Source organism: Gordonia crocea (genome assembly GCF_009932435.1).
In the GTDB taxonomy this organism is placed as follows: domain Bacteria; phylum Actinomycetota; class Actinomycetes; order Mycobacteriales; family Mycobacteriaceae; genus Gordonia; species Gordonia crocea.
On sequence record NZ_BJOU01000001.1, the window covers coordinates 1,750,884 to 1,772,005 of the forward strand.

Sequence of the window (21,122 nt, forward strand, 5' to 3'; positions counted from 1 at the left end):
GCCGGTGGGCGCGCGGGCTTCCGGGACGGTTCGCCGAGGGGGCGGTGCGGCACGCTCGCTGACGTGACTGATGGACGACAGCGGCTCGGCGCGGTGGGCGAGGATATCGCCGCCGACTACCTGACCACCCTCGGCTGGCGCGTCTGCGCCCGCAATTGGCGCAACCGGTACGGGGAGCTGGACCTGATCGCGCGGGAGCCCGACCCGGTCGGCGGGCCCGACATCCTGGTGATCGTCGAGGTCAAGACCCGCCGCAACGGCGCGGTGTTCGACGACCCGGTGGCGGCGGTGACCGAGGCCAAGCTCGAGCGCATCAGCCGATTGGCCTGGATGTGGGTGGCCGATCGGCGCGAGGCCGGTGAACTGGAGTACTTCGAGGTCATCCGCTACGACGTGGTCTCGATCCGGATGGACGGCCGGGGTGGCTCGCCCCGGCTGCGCCACCACCGTGGGGTGCTGGACTGATGGCGCTGGGAAAGGCGTTCGCCGCCGGGCTCAACGCGTTCACTCCGAAAGTGGTCGAGGTCGCGGCCAACACGAGCAGCGGCAACCCGGGGTTCGCGATCACCGGCCTCGCCGACACCGCGCTGCGCGAGGCGCGCGACCGGGTCCGCCCGGCAATCGTTAACTCGGGCAAGAAGTTTCCCGAACTCAAGGTGGTGGTGGCGCTCGCCCCGGCCAACATGCCCAAGACCGGACCGGGGTATGACCTGGCGATGGCGGTGGCCATCATCCTGGCCAACAAGGAGGTGTCCGGCGAGAAGGCGGCGACGACGGTGTTCCTCGGCGAACTCGGCCTCGACGGGGCGATCCGCCCGGTACGCGGGGTGCTCCCGTGCCTGTTGGAGGCCCGCCGCGCCGGATTCGCACGGGCCGTCGTGCCCACGGGCAACGCCGCCGAAGCGGGGCTTGTCTCCGACATCGAGATCAACGCGGCGGACACCCTCGACCAGGTCTGCCGCTGGCTCGACGGCGACCTGGCGCTCGACTCCGCGCCGGCCCAGGTCGAGGACGCCGACCAGTCGGTCCCCGACCTGGCCGACGTGGTGGGGCAGGCGCCGGCGCGCCGGGCACTGGAGATCGCCGCCGCGGGCATGCACCACGTGTTGATGACCGGGCCTCCCGGGATCGGCAAGACGATGCTGGCCCGGCGCCTGCCCGGAATCCTGCCGTCGCTCGCCGGCGAGGAGTCGCTGGAGGTCACCGCGATCCACTCGATCGCCGGGACCCTGCCGCGGTCCCGGCCGCTCATCGTCGAGCCGCCGTTCATCGCCCCGCACCACTCGGTGTCGGTGACCGCGCTCCTCGGCGGCGGCACCGGGATCGCCGGGCCCGGCGCGGTGTCGCTGGCGCACCGCGGCGTGCTGTTCCTCGACGAGTGCGCGGAGATGGGGGCCAAGGCGCTCGACGCCCTGCGGCAGCCGTTGGAGGAGGGGGAGGTCCGGGTGTCGCGACGCGACGGCGTCGCGACGTATCCGGCCCGGATCCAGCTCGTCCTGGCGGCGAACCCCTGCCCGTGCGCGCCCGCGCACGACGTCGACTGCGTGTGTTCGGTGGTGGCGCGGCGTCGCTACCTGGGCCGGTTGTCGGGCCCACTCATGGACCGGATCGACATCCGGGTGCGGATGAACCCGCCGGGCAACACCGCACTGCTGACCGAATCGGGGGAGTCGAGCGCGGCGGTGCGCGGGCGCGTCGTGGCGGCGCGCTCCGCGGCCGTCGACCGATGGTCCGGGCACGGGTGGCGGAGCAATGCCGAGGTGCCCGGAACGGTGCTGCGCGGGGAGTTCCGCCTGGCCCCGGCGGCGATGCGGCCGGTGGAACTGTTCCTGCGCGACGGCCGGGTGACCGCGCGCGGCGCCGACCGCGCGCTGCGGCTGTCGTGGACACTGGCGGACTTGCGGGGAGCGGAGTTGCCGGTGGAAGACGACGTGGCCCAGGCCCTGCTGTTCCGCGACCGCGGGGGAGTGGCATGAGCACCGATGAGACGACCCGGCGGGCATGGGCCTATCTGTCGCGGGTGGTCGAGCCCCCGCACACCGGCCTGCGCGACTTCGTCGAGACCGAGGGCCCCGAAGCGGCCGCGGCGGCGATCCGGGCGCGCCGACTGCCGGCCCCCTATGACGCGTTGCTCGGTCCGACCCAGGCGCGGGCCGAAATCGACACCGCCGCACAGGATCTCGAGACCGCCGCGCGACTCGGGGTCCGACTGGTCACGCCAGAGGACGAGGAGTGGCCCGGGTGGCAGCTGTGGAGTCTGCGCGCCGCGGACACCGTCGAACGGGGTGGTCCGCCGTTGGCGCTCTGGGTGCGGGGACCGGGAAACCTAGCAGACGCGGCGACGGCGGGCATCGGCGTGATCGGGGCGCGCAACTCGACGTCCTACGGCGAATACGTCACCGGACAACTCGTCGGCGGCCTCGTCGAGGGCGGGTGGACGGTCGTCTCGGGCGGGGCCTTCGGCATCGACGGCACCGCCCACCGGGCCTGCCTGGGTAGTGGCGGCACCACGATCGCGGTCATGGCCTGCGGAATCGACGTGGACTATCCCTCGGCGCATTCCGCGCTGTTCGCGGCCATTGCGCGCGACGGTCTCATCGTCAGCGAGTACCCGCCGGGCACCACGGCGGCCCGGCACCGCTTCCTCACGCGCAACCGGCTCGTCGCCGCGCTGTCCACGGCGGTCGTCGTCGTGGAGGCGGGCCGGCGCAGCGGTGCGGCCAACACGGCGGCCTGGGCACGCAAGCTCGGCCGTCCCCTCGGCGCGGTTCCCGGTCCGGTCACCTCGGCGATGTCGGTCGGCTGCAACCGGATGATCGCCGACGAACAGGCCGCGCTCATCACCGGCGCCGCGGCGCTCATCTCACTCGCCGCACCCGATGGGGAGGGCGGACCGAACCGGGGCCCGGTGCGCACGACCGACGCCCTGGCCGGCGACCGGCAACTGGTGTACGAGGCGATACCCGCCCGCGGTGCGATTACGGCCGACGAGATCGCGGTCAACGCCGGGGTCGGCGTGACCGCGGTGATGGCCGCACTCGCGATGCTCGAGGTGGACGGCTTCGTCGCCGCGGTCGGCGACGGGTGGGCCATCGTCCGCGACTGACCGGCGGCCGGCCGAAAAGACCGTTGTCGTAGATTCGGAGAGATGACGGAGAAGCCGGCGCGGCGCCCCGCACTGACCAGGCGGCGGGTCGAGACGAGGGAGCGGCTTCTCGACGCGGCGATGACCGTCTTCGTCGAGAAGGGATTCGGGCGGACCCGGATCGACGACGTGTGCCGGGCCGCCGGCTACACCAAGGGCGCCTTCTACTCGAACTTCGCCAGCCTCGAGGAACTCTTCTTCGCACTCTATGACCGACAATCGCAAGCCGGCGCCTCGGCCGTACTCGCCGCCGTCGACCGGAAGGCGGTGGGGATGGAGGCGGCGGGGATAGAGGCGGCGGGGACAGCCGACCCGGGGGCCGCCTCCCCCGACGTCATCGAGGTGGTGGCGGGGTGGGCGATGACGGTGCCGCTGGATCGGGACTGGCTGCTGATCAACACCGACTTCGTCTCCTACGCGGCGCGCTCTCCCGAGGTCGCGGCTGATTTGGCGGACCACCGACGCCGGTTGCGCGCCGAGGTCATCGATGGGTTGACGACCTTTATCGCCGAATCCGGCGTGGTGCTGCCGGCGTCGCTGCCCACGCCGGCGGCTCTGGCGCGGGCGGTGGTCACGGTGTACGACGGCGTGATCTACCAACTCCTGCTCGACATGGATGAGGCGCAGGTCCGACGCCACCTGGTGGACATCCTCGCCGCGATCGCCGCGCCGTAGCGGCACACCCCATGGTTTGATACCTTTTGGTATTGAAACTAGAGGGGGCGTTGCCCCCGCGAGAGGGGCACCGCCGATGCGGAAACCAACGACCATGCTGACGGCCGTGGCGGCCGCACTCTGCGCGACGGTGCTGGCGGGTGGTGCGGTGTCCGCGGCGCCGCCGGCGTCCGGTCCCGACGGGACGCTGGTCACCACAACGCTGACGAATGCGGCCGGCACCCGGGCCTACCAGGTGTACACCCCGAGAGGATTGGCCCCGGGCCGCCCCCTGATCGCCTGGGTCCACGGCACCAGCAAGGTGCGCAACGGCGACCCGATGGGGCTGCGGCGGTCGAACACCCTGCTCGCCGAGGCGGACCGGCTCGGGTTCAGCGTGGTCGCGCCCCTGCAGTCGTTGCGCGCCAACGGTTCGGGCATGTGGCAGTTCTTCGAGCCCGCCGGGCTAACCCGCGGCCACGGCGAGGTGTCGATTCTCGCCGACATCCTGCGCATCGCGGCTCGCGACCAGCGGGCCGACCCCCGTCGCATCTACGCCATCGGACACTCGGCCGGCGGCGGCGCCGTCCAGGTGCTCGGCGCGCTCTACCCCGACATCGTCTCGGCCATCGCGGTGTCGGCGGGCTTCCCCTTCCTCGGCGATCCCACCGGGACGGCGGCGCGCCGGGCGCGCGCCGGACGCCCGGTCCCGACCTTCCTGATCCACGGTGACCGCGACGACGTCGCGCCGCCGATCATCGGCGCCGCCGAACTCTCGGCGGCGTTGTCGGCCAACGGGATCGGTGGCGCACGACCGAGTGGCTCGCGGTACCTCCCGGCGGTCGGTGCCGACCGGTACCCGACCCGGATCACGACTTTCGGTGCGGGCCGCACCGAGGTGGTCGTCGCCGAGGTGATCGGCGCCGGCCACCAGACCGGCCCGGGCGGGGTCACCCTCAACGGTCCGCGCCTGGACCGCTGGGTCGTCGGATTCCTCCTTGCCCACTGATCGGTCTCGCCCCCTGATTGATCGTCGACACAGCTTGACCGTCGACACAGCTTGATCGTCGACACAGCTTGATCGTCGACACAGCTTGATCGTCGACACAGCTTGATCGTCGACACAGCGCGGCGTGATCGTCGCCACCACGCGCCAGCGACTTAGGTCAGCCTTTGCGTAGGGTGGGGGCATCGACTTTGTGGAGGATTCATGGCCAAGCGGCTGAACACGATGCAGGTGCTGCGGACCGAGCGGCTGAGTCCGCACTTCGTCCGCGTCTATCTCGGCGGCGAGGGGTTTGACGACTTCCTCCCGGTCCGTGGGCGCGACGACGTGACGACGGACTGGGATAGCGACATGTACGTCAAGATCGTGTTCATGCCGGACGGCTCGGCGGTTCCCGACGACCTCGACCCGGCCGTTCTGCGGGGCGGATCGGGCGAGCCGGGCCAGCCGGTCCTGCGTACCTACACGATCCGCCGCTACGACCCGGCCGCCCGCGAGATGGCGATCGACTTCGTCGTGCACGGGGACGAGGGTTTGGCCGGGGCCTGGGCGCAGCGGGCCAGGCCCGGCGAGACGGTCCGCTTCCTGGGGCCGGGTAGCGGCTACCGCCCGCGCCCGGATGCGCCGTGGCACCTGCTCGCCTCGGATGAGGCCGGGCTGCCCGCCGTCGCGGCGGCGCTCGAGGTGCTGCCTGCCGATGCCCGCGGACAGGTCTTCATCGAAGTGGCCGATGCCGACGACGAACTCCCGCTGGTGGCCCCCGACGGGGTCACGATCACCTGGATCCACCGGGGCGGGGGCGCCGGCGAGGTCGGCGACGAGGCGGCCGGGGACAACGCACCGCTGATCGCCGCGGTCCGCAACGCCGAGTGGTGGGACGGCGAGCCGCAGGTCTTCATCCACGGCGAGGCGCAGGCGGTCATGCACAACCTGCGCGGCTATGTCCGCAAGGAGCGCGGGGTGGGGGCGGCCAATGCGTCGATCTCCGGCTACTGGCGCCGCGGCCGGACCGAGGAGGGGTTCCGGCAGTGGAAGGCCGACTTGCGCAAGGCCGAGGAACAGCCGCAGAACGGATAGTCGACGCGGATCGCGCGACACCCCCAAACTGCGGTAAACGGGCAGGTTAACGGAGGTTTCGGACAAACGGATGGCCCGCAAAAACGGACTCATGATTTCCCTAGTCTTTTCGAGGGGATACCCCTACTTTTCGCCAAGGCTGGTGTCGGGTTCGCGTTGCTAGCTTCATCGGTGTCGGGCACTTCGGCCCGGCGCAGAAGAAGTGAAGGAAGACACCCAATGTCGAAGCCCAAGAAGGCCAAGCACAAGTCCTCGCTGTTCCTCCCGTTCCACGTGAAGAAGAAGGAGCACCACGCCAAGAAGTCCAAGTAGGACCGGCCTTCCCCTCCGACGTCTCCGACGCCCCCGACCGATCACGGTCGGGGGCGTTGTCGTTTGGGCTTTGGCGGCCAGCCGGCCCCTTCCGGAAACGGCGCGGCGTAACGGTCTGGTCGCAACCGGGCGCGTCGGATTGCGGTCACGACAGGGTCGGCGTGGACTGGTCGGCATGGTCCAGGAGCACGGCGTCGTCGAAGAGTTCGCGGCACACCTGCGCCTGGAGAAGGCGCGCAGCGAGCACACCGTGCGCGCCTACACCGGGGACGTGCGCTCCCTGATCGCCTTCGCGGGTGCACGGGGGGTGGCCGTCGCGGACATCGACCTCGCCCTGCTGCGCGCGTGGCTGGCCGAGCAGACCCGGCGCGGCATCGCCCGCACGACGATTGCGCGCCAAGTCTCCAGCGCCAAGACCTTCGGGGCGTGGGCGACCCGGGAGGGAGTCTTCGCCGCCGACCCGACGGCCCGATTGCAAGCGCCGAAGGCCCATCGCGTCCTGCCGCATGTGCTGTCCCCGGAACAGGCCCGGGCGGTGACCGAGATTCCCGTCGCCGACGGCGAACGCGCGATTGGTGAGGCGCCGACACCGATCGAACTGCGCGACCGACTGATCCTGGAACTGCTGTACGCGAGCGGAATCCGCGTCGGCGAGCTGTGCGGCCTCGACATCGACGACGTCGACGACGCCCGGCAAGTCCTCCGCGTGATCGGTAAGGGCAACAAGCAGCGCACCGTGCCGTTCGGCCGTCCCGCCGCCCGCGCGCTGGCGGATTGGCGCCGCGACGGCCGACCCGAACTCGCCACCGCCTCCTCCGGGGCGGCGCTGCTGCTCGGTGCGCGCGGCGGGCGCCTCGACCAGCGCATGGCGCGAACCGTGGTCACCAAGGCCGTTGAAGCGGTCGGGGGACCGGCGATGGGACCCCACGGTCTGCGCCACAGCGCCGCGACCCACCTCCTCGAAGGAGGCGCCGACCTGCGCGTCGTGCAGGAGTTGCTGGGCCACTCGTCGTTGGCGACGACCCAGCTCTACACCCACGTCAGCGTCGAGCGCCTGCGCGCCGTGCACGCGCAGGCGCACCCGCGTGCCTAGCCGGTAGCGTGGACGCGTGATCAGCAAGCGCATCTGCGGGGTCGTCGTCGGTACCGCCGCCACTGTCGCCACCGTCGCCACTGTCGGGCTTTCCGCACCGACGCACGCGGTTCCCCCGGTGGGGCCGACAGCCGCCGCCGACGGTCTCGTCGACGTCGCGACCGCGGTGCCGGACGCCCTGATCGATCTGCGCTACGCCACGGCGGACAACTTCACCAAGGTGCGGCTCTATCCGCGCGGGGCGCGGTGTCTGGTGCACAACTCGATGGCGCCCGGATTGGCCACCGCGGCGAATCGGTTGCGCGGCAAGGGTTTGCGCCTGGTGTTTTGGGACTGCTATCGGCCGCACTCGGCGCAGGTGAAGATGTGGCAGGTCGTGCCGAATGCCGCCTGGGTGGCGCGTCCGGGCCCGATGGCGACCAGTCACGAAGCGGGCCGCTCGGTCGACGTCACCCTGGCCGGCCGCGACGGCCGCCGACTCGACATGGGCACCGGATTCGATGACTTCACCCCCGCCTCGCATGCCGGGGCGACGGGGATCGGTGCCGCCGCCCAACGCAACCGGGCCACCCTGCGACGGGCGATGGAGTCCGGCGGCCTCGCCCAGTACGCCGGCGAGTGGTGGCACTACGACGGACCCGGATCGGGGACCCCGCGCCCGCACCTGCACGCGCCGGTGGACTAACGCCCGTCGGGCACCGGGTACAGCCGCACCCGCAGCGCGCCGACGAGGCCCAGCGGGTTGCGGTAGCCCGCATGCGGGCCCGACCCGGTCCGCGCACCCCAATGCAGGCAGGCGGTGACCGGGCATCCCTCGTGGCCGGATTGCAGAAGGCCGAGGACGGTGCCGCGGACGACGGCGTCGCCCGCCCTCACCCGCGGCTGCACCGGCTCGTAGGTGGTCCACAGCACGGGGGAGTGTCGGATGGACACCACCGGCTTGCCGCCCACCCGGCCCGCGAAAACCACCGTGCCGGCCCCGGCGGCCAGCACCGGCTGCCCGTCGTCGCCGGCCAGGTCGACACCGCGGTGTCCGGACAACCAGCGCTGCGCCGGCGGGTCGTAGGCGGTGACCACCCGTGGCCGCGGTTGCCGCGGCCAGTCGTAGCCCGGCGCCGCACCGGCGCGCGGGGCAGACGAGGAGAGCGTGACGAGCACGCCTGCGGCGGCGATCGCGAATCGGGTCATACGACTTGGACGCAGCGGGATGCGGTGCGGTTCCCGCGAGGGGTGCCGCGGAACCGATTTGGTGGCGCCGACCTGCGCCGTTAGACTTGATGACGCACTTCGTCTCCGCTTTGCCGAAGATGACGTGACTTCGCATGCTCGCTACCGATCTTCGCTGGTCGGCGCGGTGCGGGCAGTCCCGAGCACTCGGGTCCGCCACCGCGGCAAGCATCAGGATCTCCCGCCAAACCGGGCGGGTGATGACAACTGCAACAGAATGGGAGTCTCGACGATGGCTGTCGTGACCATGAAGCAGCTGCTGGACAGCGGTGCACATTTCGGGCATCAGACCCGCCGGTGGAACCCGAAGATGAAGCGATTCATCTTCACCGACCGCAACGGCATCTACATCATCGATTTGCAGCAGACGCTGACCTACATCGATAGCGCCTACGAGTTCGTCAAGGAGACCGTGGCCCACGGCGGCACCGTCCTCTTCGTCGGCACCAAGAAGCAGGCGCAGGAATCGATCGCCGAAGAGGCGACCCGCGTCGGCATGCCCTACGTCAACCAGCGCTGGCTGGGCGGCATGCTCACCAACTTCTCGACCGTCCACAAGCGCCTGCAGCGCCTGAAGGAGCTCGAGACCATGGAGCAGACCGGTGGCTTCGAGGGCCGCACCAAGAAGGAAATCTTGATGCTGACCCGCGAGAAGAACAAGCTGGAGCGCACGCTCGGCGGTATCCGCGACATGGCCAAGGTCCCGTCGGCCATCTGGGTCGTCGACACCAACAAGGAGCACATCGCCGTCGGCGAGGCCCGCAAGCTGAACATCCCGGTCATCGCGATCCTCGACACCAACTGCGATCCCGATCTCGTCGACTACCCGATCCCGGGCAACGACGACGCCATCCGCAGCGCCGCGCTGCTGACCCGCGTCATCGCATCGGCCGTGGCCGAGGGCGTGCAGGCGCGTGCCGGCCAGTCCGCCGGCGACGACAAGCCGGAGGCCGCCGGTGCCGGCGAGCCGCTCGCCGAGTGGGAGCAGGAACTGCTCGCCGAGGCAACCGCCTCGACCGAGACCGCTGCCGCCGACGAGGCCAAGGCCACCGACGCCCCGGCCACCGAGGCGCCCGCCGCCGAGGCTCCGGCCGCCGAGTAGTCACTGCGGCACCCGCGGCCGAAGGGTCGCGGGGGCCCGCGGACACCACACCAACCAGCCAATCCGATAAGGAGGCTCGCCACCCATGGCGAACTACACCGCAGCCGACGTCAAGCGGCTTCGTGAGCTCACCGGCTCGGGCATGCTCGATTGCAAGAACGCCCTGGCCAACAACGACGGCGACTTCGACAAGGCCGTCGAGGAACTGCGCATCAAGGGCGCCAAGGACGTCGGCAAGCGCGCCGAGCGCTCCACGGCCGAGGGTCTCGTCGCCGCCCGCGACGGTGCGATGATCGAGCTCAACAGCGAGACCGACTTCGTCGCCAAGAACGACGAGTTCCAGGCCCTGGCCGACCAGGTCCTCGACGCCGCGCTGGCCGCCAAGACCAGCGATGTCGAGGAGCTCAAGGCCGCCAAGCTGGGCGAGGGCACCGTGGCTGACGCCATTGCGGCCCTGTCGGCCAAGATCGGCGAGAAGCTCGAACTGCGCCGCGTCGTCTACTACGACGGCCCGGTCGCGACCTACCTGCACAAGCGCGCGTCGGACCTGCCGCCGGCCGTGGGTGTGTTGGTGTCCTACACCGGTGAGGGCGATGCCGCGGCGGAGGCCGCCCGCGGTGCCGCCATGCAGGTCGCCGCACTGAAGGCTCGCTACACCAGCCGCGACGAGGTCCCCGAGGACGTCCAGGCCAACGAGCGACGCATCGCCGAGCAGACCGCTCGCGAGGAGGGCAAGCCCGAGCAGGCGCTGCCCAAGATCGTCGAAGGCCGTCTCACCGGCTACTTCAAGGACGTCGTCCTGATCGACCAGCCGTCGGTCACCGACTCCAAGAAGACCGTCGGTGCGATTCTCAGCGACGCCGGCGTCAGCGTGAAGGCCTTCACCCGCTTCGAGGTGGGCCAGTCCTAACCGGACTGCAATGACCACGTGGGCCCCGCCTCCCGTCCGACAGGTCGGGGGCGGGGCCCACTGGCGTGCACCCTAAGATGGAACGAGTGTGTCTGCGAACGGGAACGGGGCACGCGAACCACATGAGGCGAGGAGTGAGATGACGGGGTCGGACGGCACTGCTCGGCGCGGTTACAAGCGCGTCCTGTTGAAGCTCGGCGGCGAGATGTTCGGTGGTGGGGAGGTCGGACTCGACCCCGACGTGGTGGCCGCGGTGGCCGACCAGATCGCCGAGGTCGTGCGCGACGGTGCGCAGATCGCCGTCGTCATCGGCGGTGGCAACTTCTTCCGCGGCGCCGAACTGCAACAGCGCGGGTTGGACCGCGCGCGTTCGGACTACATGGGCATGCTCGGCACCGTCATGAACTGCCTGGCGCTGCAAGACTTCCTGGAGAAGCGCGGCGTGACCACGCGCGTCCAAACGGCGATCACGATGGGCCAGGTGGCCGAGCCCTACCTGCCGTTGCGCGCGGTGCGCCACCTGGAGAAGGGACGCGTGGTCATCTTCGGCGCCGGTATGGGCATGCCCTACTTCTCGACCGACACCACCGCCGCCCAGCGGGCGCTGGAGATCAAGGCCGAGGTGGTCTTGATGGCCAAGGCCGTCGACGGCGTCTACACCGCGGACCCCCGCGAAGACCCCGACGCGACGATGTTCACCGAGATCAGCCACCGCGACGTCCTCGACAAAGAGCTCAAAGTCGCCGACGCGACCGCGTTCAGCCTCTGTATGGACAACAAGATGCCGATGTTGGTGTTCAATCTGTTGACTGAGGGAAACATTGCGCGCGCCATTGCCGGCGAGCGCATCGGCACCCTCGTCACGACCTAGGAGAAACGTAGATACCCATGATTGACGAAGCGCTGCTCGACGCCGAGGAACGGATGGAGAAGGCCGTCGCCAAGGCGAAGGACGACATGGCCTCGATCCGTACCGGACGGGCGAATCCGTCGATGTTCAACCGGGTCGTCATCGACTACTACGGCTCGCCGACGCCGGTCACGCAGGTCGCCAGCATCAGCACACCAGAGGCGCGCCTGGTCGTCATCAAGCCGTACGAGCAGTCCTCGCTCGGCGACATCGAGAATGCGATCCGCAACTCCGACCTGGGCGTCAACCCGACCAACGACGGAAACCTCATCCGCGTGTCGGTCCCGCAGCTGACCGAGGACCGCCGCAAGGAGTTGGTCAAGCAGGCCAAGGCCAAGGGGGAGGACGCCAAGGTCGCCATCCGCAACGTGCGGCGCAAGGCGGTCGACGAACTCAAGCGCATCCAGAAGGACGGCGAAGCCGGCGAGGACGAGGTCACCCGCGCCGAGAAGGAGCTCGACAAGACCACCTCGTCCTACGTGGCCCAGGTCGACGACGTGGTGAAGAACAAGGAAGACGAGCTGCTCGAGGTTTGAGCGACATCCCGATGACGAATCCGCCCACCGCCCCCGTCGACGGCACCAAGCCGTCGAAGGCCGGCCGCAACCTTCCCGCCGCGATCGCCGTCGGCGTCTTCCTCGGCGGTCTGGTCATCGCCGTGCTCCTGTTGGCGTCCGAATGGTGGTACCTGGTCGTCGGCGTCGCGATGCTGGTGGCCTCCTGGGAGGTCGTGAAGCGGTTGCGCGAGGGCGGGTTCGACGTCCCGGTGATCCCGATTCTCGCCGGTACCGCGGCCATCATGGTCTCGTCGTGGCATTGGAACGGTGATCCGGGCGCGGTGCTCGTCGCCCTGGTCGCGACGGTGCTGGTGGTCATGGTCTGGCGGTTGTTGAGCCAAGGACTCTCGGCCGCGCCCGTCGGATACCTCAAGGACCTCGCGGCCTCGGTCCTGGTCTTGGTGTGGATCCCGGTCCTGGCCTCCTTCGGTGCCGCGATGGTGCTCGACGACCGCGGCGCGCAGCGGGTCTTCACCCTGATGATCGTGGTGGTCTGCTCCGACATCGGGGGGTACGCCGCCGGCGTGCTGTTCGGCCGGCACCCGATGGTGCCCGCAATCAGTCCGAAGAAGTCGTGGGAGGGGATGGGCGGCTCCCTCACCTTCGGCATCATCGGCGCGGTGTGCTGCGTGGTGTTCCTGCTGGACAGCCACTGGTGGATCGGCGTCATCCTCGGCGCTGTGCTCGTGGTCTGTGCGACCCTGGGCGACCTCGTCGAATCCCAGGTCAAACGTGATCTGGCGATCAAGGACATGGGCACGCTGTTGCCCGGTCACGGCGGGATCATGGACCGTCTGGACTCCCTGCTGCCGTCGGCCTTCATCGTGTGGGCCGTGCTCTCGGCGCTTCTCTAACGTTTCACCGGGCTACCCGGGCACGACGACGGCGCGGTGCGGACCGGTCGCGGCCCAGGCCGTGCCCACCTGTGACAACGGGTAGGAACGGTAGTCGATCGCCACCGCTCCGCTGGCGATCATCTCGATGAATTCGGCGACCGACGCGAACAGCGATGCCGGGTCGACACTGCCGATCCCGCTGCCGCGCAACAGATAGCGGCATCCGCGCAGCAGCGCGCCGGGGACGGCCGCCGTCGTCCCCGCGCCCTCGCCGATCTGGATGTGGACGACTTCGGCGTCGCCGACGATCGGTGCGAGTGCGGTGAAGGTCCGCTCGGCGACCGGCCCCCAGACGAAGTCGAGGACCGTGGTCGGCGGCCCGTCGGCCAACGAGGAGGCGATCGCGGCCGCGTCGTCGGCGGTCCCGCTCAGTGCGACGGTGCGCACCGAGTCGCCCCGCGCCGCCAACTCGGCCAATGCGTCGGTGTTGCGCCCGACGGCGACGACGGTGTCGGCGCCGAGGGCCGCCGCGTTGGCCACCGCCAGCCGCCCGGCCATACCGGTCGCACCGAGGATGAGCACTCGGCCCAGCCCCGACCCGGACTCGGCGAGCGCGTCGCGACGGGCGCGCAGCGGTCCCCACGAGGCCAGCCCGGGGTTGCACCCGGCGGCGACGGCGAGTGGATCGGCCCACTTCGCCGTTCCCATCCCGTTCGGGATCGAGCTCCCCGCCGGTGTGCTGTCCGTCGGCCGCGACCGGATCGTCGAAGTCGGTGTAGACGGGCGCGGCGTCGGGGCCGGCGATGACTGCGGCTTTCATGATTCCTTCAGGAATTTGACTATGTTAAGGGCTACTACCAGCGTTCTCTAACAATGTTAAAGTGTCAAGGTGGGTGCGAAACTGACCCGGGAGAGCATCGTCGAAGCGGCCTTCGGCCTGCTCGACGCCGACGGGATCGAGGGCCTGACCGTCCGGGCACTGGCCGCGAGGCTGGGGGTCAAGGCGCCGGCGCTGTATTGGCACGTGGACTCGAAGCAGGCGCTGCTCGACGAGATGGGCACCGAGATCGCCCGCCGCATCGCCACCCGGGCGGTACCCAACAGCGGCGAGGGGTTCGAGGCTGCCCTGCGCGGCTACGCGGTCGCCGCGCGCGAGGAGTACCTGGCGCACCGCGACGGCGCCCGGACGTTCTCGGGCACGCGGATCAACGACCCGGCGGTCCTGCGGGGCCAAGAAGCGGGCCTGCGCAGATGGATTTCACAGGGCGTCTCGCTCGAGCGGATCGTCGACGCCTACGACGTGGTGACCGCCTTCGTCGTCGGGTTCGTCATCGAGGAGCAGGAGCGCGCCGACGGGTCGCGCTACTCGTTGGCCCAGCGCGACGACGCCGTGGGCGAGGACTACCCGCTGGCCGTCGCCGCCGGGCACTACGGGTTCCGCCCGGCCCAACAACGGTTCGACGAGCAGCTCGATCTGCTGATCCGCTGCCTATCCCAGCGGCGCTGAGGCCGGCTTGGCGCGCCCCCCGAGGACGGCCGTGGCAATGCTGGCCCCGAGGATGAGCAGGCACACGACCAGCGTGAGGTAGGCCGACGGGCCGGCGCTGAAGCTGTAGTGCGAGTCGACGTAGTCGCTGGACCGAGAGTCGAAGGTGATCGTGGTGAAGTCGGGCCGCACGATGAAGAGCAGGGCCATCAGCGTCGCCAGCACACTGACGACGATGTTGATGATGGCCATTGCGCGGGGTGCCACGGCGAACACGATGAGCAGTGCGACGATCAGCGCCGGGAGCAGCAGCGCCAGCGTCGGGTAGACCCCGCCAAGGGTCATGGCGTGCGCACCGTGGTGCAGCGGCAGACCTTCGCCCTGCTCGGTCCAGTGCCCGAAGCCGTTGAAGGTCGACACGCCGCCGGTGCTCTTGGCGGTGACGTTGGTGAAGGTCGCGAACCCGAAGACGATGATCGCGAACCATCCGACGATCGGGACCGCGCCGAGCGCCCGGACCAGGCCGGCATTCTTCAGCGGCGGCTTGGGCGGAACGCCGGCGTACTGGGGCGGATAGGGCTGTCCGGGATAAGGCTGAGGCGGGTAAGGCTGTCCCGGGTGGGCGTGGGGCACCACCGAGGGGCCGGTGGGCGGTTGTACGGGCCCGGTGGGCGGTGATACGGGCCCGGTGGGCGGTGACACGGGCCCGGTGGGCGGCTGCGGAGCGGGTATCCCCGGCGGGATCGGTGCGGCCATAGGTTCCCCCAGTGAAGCGGTGGTGATCAGAAGACGACAATAGCGCCCGGGCGTGTCGGTCGCGCGGCGGAGTTCGTGGGAACACCGTCCGTCGTGGGAGAATAGACCCCATGACTTCCTTGCCGCTGGTGTTCGACGCGCCCAAGCGCGGCAAGCCGCCCACCCATTTCGCCGATCTGTCGCCGGAGGAGGCCGCTGCCGCAGTCGAGCGGCTCGGGCTGCCCAAATTCCGCGCCAAACAATTGGCCAACCATTACTACGCCCGGTTGTCCGCCGACGTCGCGGAGATGACCGACCTGCCCGCGGCAATCCGCGACGACGTCGGCGAGCAGCTGTTCCCGTCGTTGATGGCGCCGGTCCGCACGATCGACACCGACGACCACACCACGCGCAAAACGCTGTGGCGCCTGCACGACGGTACCCTCTTGGAGAGCGTGCTGATGCGTTACCCGGAGCGCAATACGCTGTGCATCTCGTCGCAGGCCGGCTGTGGGATGGCCTGCCCGTTCTGCGCGACCGGTCAGGGCGGGCTCGACCGCAACCTCTCCACCGCCGAGATCGTCGACCAGGTGCGCTCCGCGGCGCGCACTCTGCGCGACGGGGAATTCGGCGAGCCGGGCCGGTTGTCCAACGTCGTGTTCATGGGCATGGGGGAGCCGCTGGCGAACTACAAGCGGGTCGTCGACGCGGTGCGCAAGATCATTTCGCCGGCGCCGCAGGGGCTCGGCATCTCGGCGCGCTCGGTCACCGTTTCGACCGTCGGCCTCGCCCCGGCGATCAAGCGGCTCGCCGACGAGGGACTCTCGGTGACCCTCGCGGTGTCGTTGCACACCCCCGACGACGAGCTGCGCGACACGCTGGTCCCGGTCAACAACCGGTGGTCGGTGGCCGAGGTGCTGGCAGCGGCGCGCTACTACGCCGACACCACCGGGCGGCGGGTGTCCATCGAATACGCGCTGATCCGCGACGTCAACGACCAACCGTGGCGCGCGGACATGCTCGGTGCCAAGCTGCGCGACGCCCTGGGGTCGCTGGTGCACGTCAACCTGATTCCGCTGAACCCGACGCCGGGATCGGAGTGGGACGCCAGCCCCAAGCCGGTGGAACGGGAGTTCGTCGCCCGGGTGCGGGCGCAGGGCGTCTCCTGCACGGTCCGCGACACGCGCGGGCAGGAGATTGCGGCGGCGTGCGGTCAGCTCGCCGCCGAAGACCGCTGAGCGGTAGCGCTCGGAATCAGCGAGCCCGGCTGCGCGCCGGCCAAATCGTGTTGCGCAGCAGCAGGAAGGCCACGACGATCGCGATGCCGACGAGGAAGATGTCCTCGATCTTGCCGGTGTGGTTGCCGATGGTCATGCCCAGCAGGGCGATCACGACGATCCAACCGGCGATCGCGCCGGTCTTGCGGCCGAATCCGTGCCATCCGAAACGTGCCGACGGGGCCTCGACGGGCTCGCGGACCCAACCGGTGTCAACGGTGGGGTGATCGACCTCGGTGCTAGCCACTTGACGACTCCTTCGACGGTGCGGGCTGGATGCGGATCATTCTAACCGGCGTGCGGCCGATGACCGGCGATGGGGGAGAATGTCGGACGTGACCACGCGCGTACTGATTCTCGGCTCAACCGGGTCGATCGGCACCCAGGCCCTGGAGGTGATCGCCGAGCACCCCGACCGGTTCACCGTCGTCGGGCTGGGCGCCGGGGGTGCCAACACTGCGACTTTGATCACGCAGGCGCGCGGCTTCGGCGTGCCGGCGTCGGCGATCGCGGTGGCCGACGAGGGTGCGGCGGCCGAGGTCGTCGCCGAGCTCGGGGCCGGGGTGCACGCCGGATCCGACGCGATGGTCGACCTCGTCGAGGCCGTCCCGGCCGACATCGTCCTCAACGCCGTCGTCGGCGCGCGCGGCCTCGCGCCGAGCCTGGCGGTGTTGCGGTCGGGCGCCCGGCTGGCGTTGGCGAACAAAGAGTCATTGGTGGCGGGCGGTTCGCTGGTGATGGATGCGGCCGCGCCGGGGCAGATCGTCCCGGTGGACTCCGAGCACTCGGCCATCGCCCAGTGCCTGCGCGGCGGCAGTGCGTCGGAGGTCGACCGACTGGTGCTCACCGCGTCGGGCGGCCCCTTCCGCGGGTGGTCGGCGGCCCAGCTGCGCGACGTCACCCCGGAACAGGCCGGTCGGCATCCGACCTGGTCAATGGGGCCGATGATCACCCTGAATTCCGCCACCCTGGTGAACAAGGCCCTCGAGGTCATCGAGGCGCACCTGCTGTTCGACGTGCCCTACGACCGCATCGACGTGACCGTGCACCCGCAGTCGATCGTGCACTCGATGGTGACGTTCATCGACGGGGCCACCATCGCCAAGGCCTCGCCGCCGTCCATGAAGCTGCCCATCGCGCTCGCCCTCGGCTGGCCCGACCGCGTTCCCGGCTCCTCGGCGGCGTGCGATTTCGCCACCGCCTCGCAGTGGACGTTCGAACCCGTCGACGACGAGGTGTTCCCGGCGATCGCGGTCGCGCGCGATGCAGGCCGGGCCGGGGGGAGTCTGACCGCGGTCTACAACGCGGCCAACGAGGTGGCCGCGCAGGCCTTCCTCGACGGCGGTCTGCGCTTCGACCGCATCGTCGCGACCATCGTCGAGGTGCTGTCCGCGGCCGACGAATGGCGGGCCCGGCCGGGTAGTGTGGAGGAGGTATACGCCGCCGATCGGTGGGCCCGCGCCCGGGCCGCCGAGGTGGTGGGAGCAACGGAGTTGAACCAGTGAGCTTTGCCCTCGGGGTCGCGGCATTCGCGATCGCATTGGTGCTGTCGGTGGCCTGGCACGAGTGCGGCCACATGTGGGCCGCGCAGGCCACCGGGATGAAGGTGCGCCGCTATTTCGTCGGCTTCGGCCCCACCCTCTGGTCGACCCGCCGCGGCGAGACCGAATACGGCTTCAAGGCCATCCCGGCCGGCGGGTTCTGCGACATCGCCGGCATGACCCCGTACGACGAGCTGAGCGATGCCGAGGCGCCGCGGGCGATGTACAAGCAGAAGCCGTGGAAGCGCCTCGTCGTGCTGGCTGCCGGCCCGATGCAGAACTTCATCCTCGGCTTCCTGCTGATCATGGTGCTCGCCGTCGGGTGGGGGCTGCCCGATCTCAAGCCCACGCCGGCCGTCGTCGCATCGACGTTCTGCGTCGCCCCCCAGCTCAACGAGAAGGGGGAGAACGCCGTGCCCTGCGTCGGCAGCGGTCCGGCGGCCGACGCCGGGCTGAAGGCCGGCGACCGCATCACCGCGGTCAACGGCGCCGCCATCAGCACGGCCGGCGAGCTGTCCAAGGCTTTGGCCGCGTCCACCGGGCCGGTCGCCCTCACCGTCGACCGCGCCGGTCAGGTGGTCAACCTGTCGGTGACGCCGACGCCGGTCACCATCACCGGACCCGGCCCCAACGGGACGACGACCACCGAACACCGCAATATGGTCGGCCTGAAGTACCCGGCACCGCCGGCGCCGGTCAAGTACAACGTGCTGTCGGCGATCCCCGCGTCGGTGGCCTTCACCGGGCAGATGTTCGAGATGACCTGGGACGCCCTGCTGTCGCTGCCGACCAAGATCGGCGCGCTGTGGACGGCCGTCACCGGCGGCGAGCGTTCCCCGGACACCCCGATCAGCGTCTGGGGCGCGTCGGTGATCGGCGGCGACGCCGTCGAGCGCGGCGTGTGGGAGTTGTTCCTCGGTCTGCTGATCAGCATCAACTTCTTCTTGGGCCTGTTCAACCTGGTGCCACTGCTCCCGCTCGACGGCGGGCACATGGCCGTCGTCGGGTACGAGAAGGTCCGCGACCTGCTGCGGCGCCGGTTCGGCAAGACCGCCGCCGGCCCGGTCGACTACATGAAGCTGATGCCGCTGACCTATGCCGTCGTCGCGATCATGGGCGTGTTCATGGTGCTCACCCTGACCGCCGACATCATCAATCCGATCACGTTGTTCTGAGGACGCCAAGATGACCAGCCCATCGTCCATCCCCATCGGTCTCGGCATGCCCGACGCCCCGCCGCCGGTACTCGCCCCGCGCCGCAAGACCCGCCAGATCCGCGTCGGCAGCGTCGGCGTCGGCAGCGACAGCCCGATCTCGGTGCAGTCGATGACGACGACCAAGACCCACGACATCAACGCGACGCTGCAGCAGATCGCCCAGCTGACCGCGTCGGGGTGCGACATCGTGCGCGTGGCGTGCCCACGCCAGGAAGACGCCGACGCGCTGCCCGAGATCGCCCGCAAGGCCAACATCCCGGTGATTGCCGACATCCACTTCCAGCCGAAATACATCTTCGCCGCCATCGACGCGGGCTGCGCCGCGGTCCGGGTGAACCCCGGCAACATCAAGGAGTTCGACGGTCGCGTCAAGGAGGTCGCCCAGGCGGCCGGCGCCGCGGGCATCCCCATCCGGATCGGCGTCAACGCCGGCTCGCTGGACAAGCGGATGATGGAGAAGTACGGCAAGGCCACCCCCGAGGCACTCGTGGAGTCGGCGCTGTGGGAGGCGTCGCTGTTCGAGGAGCACGGGTTCGGCGATATCAAGATCTCGGTCAAGCACAACGACCCGGTGATCATGGTCGAGGCCTATCGGCAGTTGGCCGCGCAGTGCGACTACCCGCTGCACCTCGGCGTCACCGAGGCCGGTCCGGCCTTCCAGGGCACGATCAAGTCCGCCGTCGCCTTCGGGGCGCTGTTGTCGGAGGGGATCGGCGACACCATCCGGGTGTCGCTGTCCGCGCCGCCGGCCGAGGAGATCAAGGTCGGCGACGTGATCCTGCAGTCGCTGAACCTGCGCCCCCGCAAGCTCGAGATCGTGTCCTGCCCGTCGTGCGGTCGTGCCCAGGTCGACGTCTACAAGCTCGCCGAGGAGGTCACCGCCGGCCTGGAGGGCATGGAGGTGCCGCTGCGCGTCGCGGTGATGGGCTGCGTCGTGAACGGTCCGGGGGAGGCGCGCGAGGCCGATCTCGGCGTCGCGTCGGGCAACGGCAAGGGGCAGATCTTCGTCAAGGGCGAGGTCATCAAGACCGTCCCCGAGTCGCAGATCGTCGAGACGTTAATCGAGGAAGCGCTGCGGATCGCCGAGGAGTCGGGAGACACTGAGAGTGGAACTCCCGTCGTCACGGTGAGCTGACAGGGGCCGTTGCCCGCGAGAGGATGTCTGACGATGCTGACCAGGCGCCGACAGCCGCTGCAGGCTGCTGATGCGCATGCGGTCGGTCGTGCCCTCGACCAGGATCCGGTGGCCATGTGCATGGTTGCCGCCCGGGTGGAGTGCTATGGCGTCGAACCGCGGTGGTTGGGCGGGCAGTTGTGGTCGGCCGACGACCCCGAGTATTCGCTGTGCTTCTCCGGCGCCAACCTGATTCCACTCTTGGGCGGCGACGCCGACCTCGACTACTTCGCCGAGGTGGCCCTGGCGCGGCCGCGCGAGTGTTCGTCGATCGTCGGGCCGGCGCATCTGGCGCTCGGTCTGTGGGACCGGCTGGAACACGTGTGGGGGCCGGCCCGCGACGTCCGCCCGGTCCAACAGATGATGGCGCTGTCGGGGCCGCCGCGCGTCGCCGACGATCCGGAGGTGCGGCTGGTGACCCGGGCCGACCTCGACAGCTACTTCCCGGCCGCGGTGACGATGTTCACCAGCGAGATCGGGATCGACCCGTGTGCTTTCGACGGCGGCCGCGCCTATCGCCAACGGCTCGGCGGGCTGATCGACGCGCAGCGGGTGTTCGCGCGCTTCGACGGCGATCGCGTCGTGTTCAAGGCCGAGATCGGTGCGATGTCGCGCGCGGTCGGCCAGATCCAAGGAGTGTGGGTCGATCCGGAGTTCCGCTCGGCCGGCATCGGGCGCGGTGGGACCGCTGCGGTCGCCTCCGCCATCCGTGCGCATGGTCGTGTCCCGAGTCTCTACGTCAACGACTTCAACGTCGGTGCCCGCCGCGTCTACGAGGCCGTCGGCTTCGAACAGGTGTCGACCTTCGCGACGATCCTGATCGACTGACCCTCGCACACGCGTTCCGCCCGACGCGATCGACA

At 70.0% G+C, this 21,122-nt stretch carries 23 protein-coding genes; 19 read left to right on the forward strand and 4 right to left on the reverse strand.

Annotated elements, in window-relative coordinates; genetic code table 11:
- Positions 1-63: 63 nt before the first annotated feature.
- The 8 genes from nbrcactino_RS08250 to nbrcactino_RS08285 all read left to right on the forward strand — a co-directional run bounded on the left by nbrcactino_RS08250 (position 64) and on the right by nbrcactino_RS08285 (position 7,972).
- Complete coding sequence (locus nbrcactino_RS08250; protein ID WP_161926918.1) at positions 64-465, forward strand: YraN family protein; 402 nt, start codon at positions 64-66, stop codon at positions 463-465.
- The gene (locus tag nbrcactino_RS08255; RefSeq protein ID WP_161926919.1) at positions 465-1,976 is read left to right on the forward strand and encodes a YifB family Mg chelatase-like AAA ATPase; all 1,512 of its coding nucleotides are present in this window, start codon (positions 465-467) and stop codon (positions 1,974-1,976) included. Before nbrcactino_RS08250 ends, nbrcactino_RS08255 begins: the two co-directional genes overlap by 1 nt.
- Positions 1,973-3,106: a DNA-processing protein DprA gene (gene dprA, locus nbrcactino_RS08260; protein ID WP_161926920.1), complete on the forward strand. Its 1,134-nt coding sequence runs from the start codon at positions 1,973-1,975 to the stop codon at positions 3,104-3,106. Before nbrcactino_RS08255 ends, dprA begins: the two co-directional genes overlap by 4 nt.
- Positions 3,107-3,148: 42 nt before the next feature.
- The gene (locus tag nbrcactino_RS08265) at positions 3,149-3,820 is read left to right on the forward strand and encodes a TetR family transcriptional regulator (protein WP_161926921.1); all 672 of its coding nucleotides are present in this window, start codon (positions 3,149-3,151) and stop codon (positions 3,818-3,820) included.
- A 76-nt stretch (positions 3,821-3,896) separates the two neighbouring features.
- Positions 3,897-4,808 (forward strand): CE1 family esterase, encoded by a 912-nt coding sequence (locus nbrcactino_RS08270; RefSeq protein WP_228460740.1) that lies wholly within the window; start codon positions 3,897-3,899, stop codon positions 4,806-4,808.
- Positions 4,809-5,009: 201 nt separating this feature from the next.
- Positions 5,010-5,882 (forward strand): siderophore-interacting protein, encoded by an 873-nt coding sequence (locus tag nbrcactino_RS08275; protein WP_161926922.1) that lies wholly within the window; start codon positions 5,010-5,012, stop codon positions 5,880-5,882.
- A 487-nt stretch (positions 5,883-6,369) separates the two neighbouring features.
- The gene (locus nbrcactino_RS08280; protein ID WP_161926923.1) at positions 6,370-7,287 is read left to right on the forward strand and encodes a tyrosine recombinase XerC; all 918 of its coding nucleotides are present in this window, start codon (positions 6,370-6,372) and stop codon (positions 7,285-7,287) included.
- A gap of 31 nt (positions 7,288-7,318) precedes the next feature.
- Positions 7,319-7,972 carry a M15 family metallopeptidase gene (locus tag nbrcactino_RS08285; RefSeq protein WP_161927664.1) on the forward strand — a complete coding sequence of 218 codons (654 nt, stop codon included), beginning with the start codon at positions 7,319-7,321 and terminating at the stop codon, positions 7,970-7,972.
- Here the strand turns inward: nbrcactino_RS08285 and nbrcactino_RS08290 are convergent.
- A complete protein-coding gene (locus tag nbrcactino_RS08290; protein ID WP_161926924.1) occupies positions 7,969-8,475 on the reverse strand; it encodes a M23 family metallopeptidase in 507 nt (168 codons plus the stop codon). The genes nbrcactino_RS08285 and nbrcactino_RS08290 overlap by 4 nt on opposite strands.
- A 271-nt stretch (positions 8,476-8,746) precedes the next feature.
- Here nbrcactino_RS08290 and rpsB point away from each other — a divergent pair, with 271 nt between their 5' ends.
- From rpsB to nbrcactino_RS08315, 5 genes are all read left to right on the forward strand, one after another.
- A complete protein-coding gene (gene rpsB, locus nbrcactino_RS08295) occupies positions 8,747-9,616 on the forward strand; it encodes a 30S ribosomal protein S2 (RefSeq protein ID WP_161926925.1) in 870 nt (289 codons plus the stop codon).
- A gap of 85 nt (positions 9,617-9,701) precedes the next feature.
- The gene (gene tsf, locus nbrcactino_RS08300) at positions 9,702-10,526 is read left to right on the forward strand and encodes a translation elongation factor Ts (protein WP_161926926.1); all 825 of its coding nucleotides are present in this window, start codon (positions 9,702-9,704) and stop codon (positions 10,524-10,526) included.
- Between the two features lie 139 nt (positions 10,527-10,665).
- Positions 10,666-11,397, forward strand: coding sequence for a UMP kinase (pyrH, locus tag nbrcactino_RS08305; RefSeq protein ID WP_161926927.1), 732 nt, complete (start codon positions 10,666-10,668; stop codon positions 11,395-11,397).
- A gap of 17 nt (positions 11,398-11,414) precedes the next feature.
- Entirely contained in the window at positions 11,415-11,972 is a 558-nt protein-coding gene (gene frr / locus nbrcactino_RS08310; protein ID WP_161926928.1) for a ribosome recycling factor, read from the forward strand.
- 11 nt (positions 11,973-11,983) lie between these two features.
- Positions 11,984-12,847 (forward strand): phosphatidate cytidylyltransferase, encoded by an 864-nt coding sequence (locus nbrcactino_RS08315; RefSeq protein WP_161926929.1) that lies wholly within the window; start codon positions 11,984-11,986, stop codon positions 12,845-12,847.
- A gap of 12 nt (positions 12,848-12,859) precedes the next feature.
- On the opposite strand, the gene nbrcactino_RS08320 is transcribed toward nbrcactino_RS08315, so the two are convergent.
- The gene (locus nbrcactino_RS08320; RefSeq protein WP_228460741.1) at positions 12,860-13,537 is read right to left on the reverse strand and encodes a hypothetical protein; all 678 of its coding nucleotides are present in this window, start codon (positions 13,535-13,537) and stop codon (positions 12,860-12,862) included.
- A gap of 181 nt (positions 13,538-13,718) precedes the next feature.
- On the opposite strand from nbrcactino_RS08320, the gene nbrcactino_RS08325 reads away from it, so the two are divergent.
- Positions 13,719-14,336, forward strand: a complete 618-nt coding sequence (locus nbrcactino_RS08325) for a TetR/AcrR family transcriptional regulator C-terminal domain-containing protein (protein WP_161926930.1) — start codon at positions 13,719-13,721, stop codon at positions 14,334-14,336.
- Here the strand turns inward: nbrcactino_RS08325 and nbrcactino_RS08330 are convergent.
- Entirely contained in the window at positions 14,319-14,951 is a 633-nt protein-coding gene (locus nbrcactino_RS08330) for a hypothetical protein (RefSeq protein WP_161926931.1), read from the reverse strand. The two genes, nbrcactino_RS08325 and nbrcactino_RS08330, sit on opposite strands and share 18 nt — an antisense overlap.
- 230 nt (positions 14,952-15,181) lie before the next feature.
- Here nbrcactino_RS08330 and rlmN point away from each other — a divergent pair, with 230 nt between their 5' ends.
- Positions 15,182-16,288, forward strand: coding sequence for a dual-specificity RNA methyltransferase RlmN (gene rlmN, locus nbrcactino_RS08335; RefSeq protein WP_161926932.1), 1,107 nt, complete (start codon positions 15,182-15,184; stop codon positions 16,286-16,288).
- Positions 16,289-16,304: 16 nt separating this feature from the next.
- Here rlmN and nbrcactino_RS08340 read toward each other — a convergent pair whose 3' ends face one another.
- Complete coding sequence (locus nbrcactino_RS08340; protein WP_161926933.1) at positions 16,305-16,574, reverse strand: DUF2631 domain-containing protein; 270 nt, start codon at positions 16,572-16,574, stop codon at positions 16,305-16,307.
- A gap of 79 nt (positions 16,575-16,653) precedes the next feature.
- Here nbrcactino_RS08340 and dxr point away from each other — a divergent pair, with 79 nt between their 5' ends.
- From dxr to nbrcactino_RS08360, 4 genes are read left to right on the forward strand one after another with little or no spacing between them, the layout of a single operon-like run.
- Positions 16,654-17,832: a 1-deoxy-D-xylulose-5-phosphate reductoisomerase gene (dxr, locus tag nbrcactino_RS08345; RefSeq protein WP_161926934.1), complete on the forward strand. Its 1,179-nt coding sequence runs from the start codon at positions 16,654-16,656 to the stop codon at positions 17,830-17,832.
- Entirely contained in the window at positions 17,829-19,043 is a 1,215-nt protein-coding gene (locus tag nbrcactino_RS08350) for a M50 family metallopeptidase (RefSeq protein ID WP_161926935.1), read from the forward strand. Before dxr ends, nbrcactino_RS08350 begins: the two co-directional genes overlap by 4 nt.
- A 10-nt stretch (positions 19,044-19,053) precedes the next feature.
- Positions 19,054-20,220 (forward strand): flavodoxin-dependent (E)-4-hydroxy-3-methylbut-2-enyl-diphosphate synthase, encoded by a 1,167-nt coding sequence (gene ispG, locus nbrcactino_RS08355; protein ID WP_161926936.1) that lies wholly within the window; start codon positions 19,054-19,056, stop codon positions 20,218-20,220.
- A 33-nt stretch (positions 20,221-20,253) separates the two neighbouring features.
- Entirely contained in the window at positions 20,254-21,087 is an 834-nt protein-coding gene (locus nbrcactino_RS08360) for a GNAT family N-acetyltransferase (protein ID WP_161926937.1), read from the forward strand.
- The last annotated feature ends 35 nt before the right edge of the window (positions 21,088-21,122 follow it).

Excerpts from the sequence above, each read along its gene's own strand:
- rpsB (WP_161926925.1), top strand. The coding sequence starts at position 8,747 with ATGGCTGTCGTGACCATGAAGCAGCTGCTGGACAGCGGTGCACATTTC.
- nbrcactino_RS08255 (WP_161926919.1), top strand. The coding sequence starts at position 465 with ATGGCGCTGGGAAAGGCGTTCGCCGCCGGGCTCAACGCGTTCACTCCG.
- dxr (WP_161926934.1), top strand. The coding sequence starts at position 16,654 with ATGTCGGACGTGACCACGCGCGTACTGATTCTCGGCTCAACCGGGTCG.
- rlmN (WP_161926932.1), top strand. The coding sequence starts at position 15,182 with ATGACTTCCTTGCCGCTGGTGTTCGACGCGCCCAAGCGCGGCAAGCCG.
- nbrcactino_RS08265 (WP_161926921.1), top strand. The coding sequence starts at position 3,149 with ATGACGGAGAAGCCGGCGCGGCGCCCCGCACTGACCAGGCGGCGGGTC.
- ispG (WP_161926936.1), top strand. The coding sequence starts at position 19,054 with ATGACCAGCCCATCGTCCATCCCCATCGGTCTCGGCATGCCCGACGCC.
- pyrH (WP_161926927.1), top strand. The coding sequence starts at position 10,666 with ATGACGGGGTCGGACGGCACTGCTCGGCGCGGTTACAAGCGCGTCCTG.
- dprA (WP_161926920.1), top strand. The coding sequence starts at position 1,973 with ATGAGCACCGATGAGACGACCCGGCGGGCATGGGCCTATCTGTCGCGG.
- nbrcactino_RS08320 (WP_228460741.1), bottom strand. The coding sequence starts at position 13,537 with ATGGGAACGGCGAAGTGGGCCGATCCACTCGCCGTCGCCGCCGGGTGC.
- nbrcactino_RS08315 (WP_161926929.1), top strand. The coding sequence starts at position 11,984 with ATGACGAATCCGCCCACCGCCCCCGTCGACGGCACCAAGCCGTCGAAG.
- tsf (WP_161926926.1), top strand. The coding sequence starts at position 9,702 with ATGGCGAACTACACCGCAGCCGACGTCAAGCGGCTTCGTGAGCTCACC.
- nbrcactino_RS08280 (WP_161926923.1), top strand. The coding sequence starts at position 6,370 with ATGGTCCAGGAGCACGGCGTCGTCGAAGAGTTCGCGGCACACCTGCGC.
- frr (WP_161926928.1), top strand. The coding sequence starts at position 11,415 with ATGATTGACGAAGCGCTGCTCGACGCCGAGGAACGGATGGAGAAGGCC.
- nbrcactino_RS08270 (WP_228460740.1), top strand. The coding sequence starts at position 3,897 with ATGCGGAAACCAACGACCATGCTGACGGCCGTGGCGGCCGCACTCTGC.
- nbrcactino_RS08275 (WP_161926922.1), top strand. The coding sequence starts at position 5,010 with ATGGCCAAGCGGCTGAACACGATGCAGGTGCTGCGGACCGAGCGGCTG.
- nbrcactino_RS08360 (WP_161926937.1), top strand. The coding sequence starts at position 20,254 with ATGCTGACCAGGCGCCGACAGCCGCTGCAGGCTGCTGATGCGCATGCG.
- nbrcactino_RS08290 (WP_161926924.1), bottom strand. The coding sequence starts at position 8,475 with ATGACCCGATTCGCGATCGCCGCCGCAGGCGTGCTCGTCACGCTCTCC.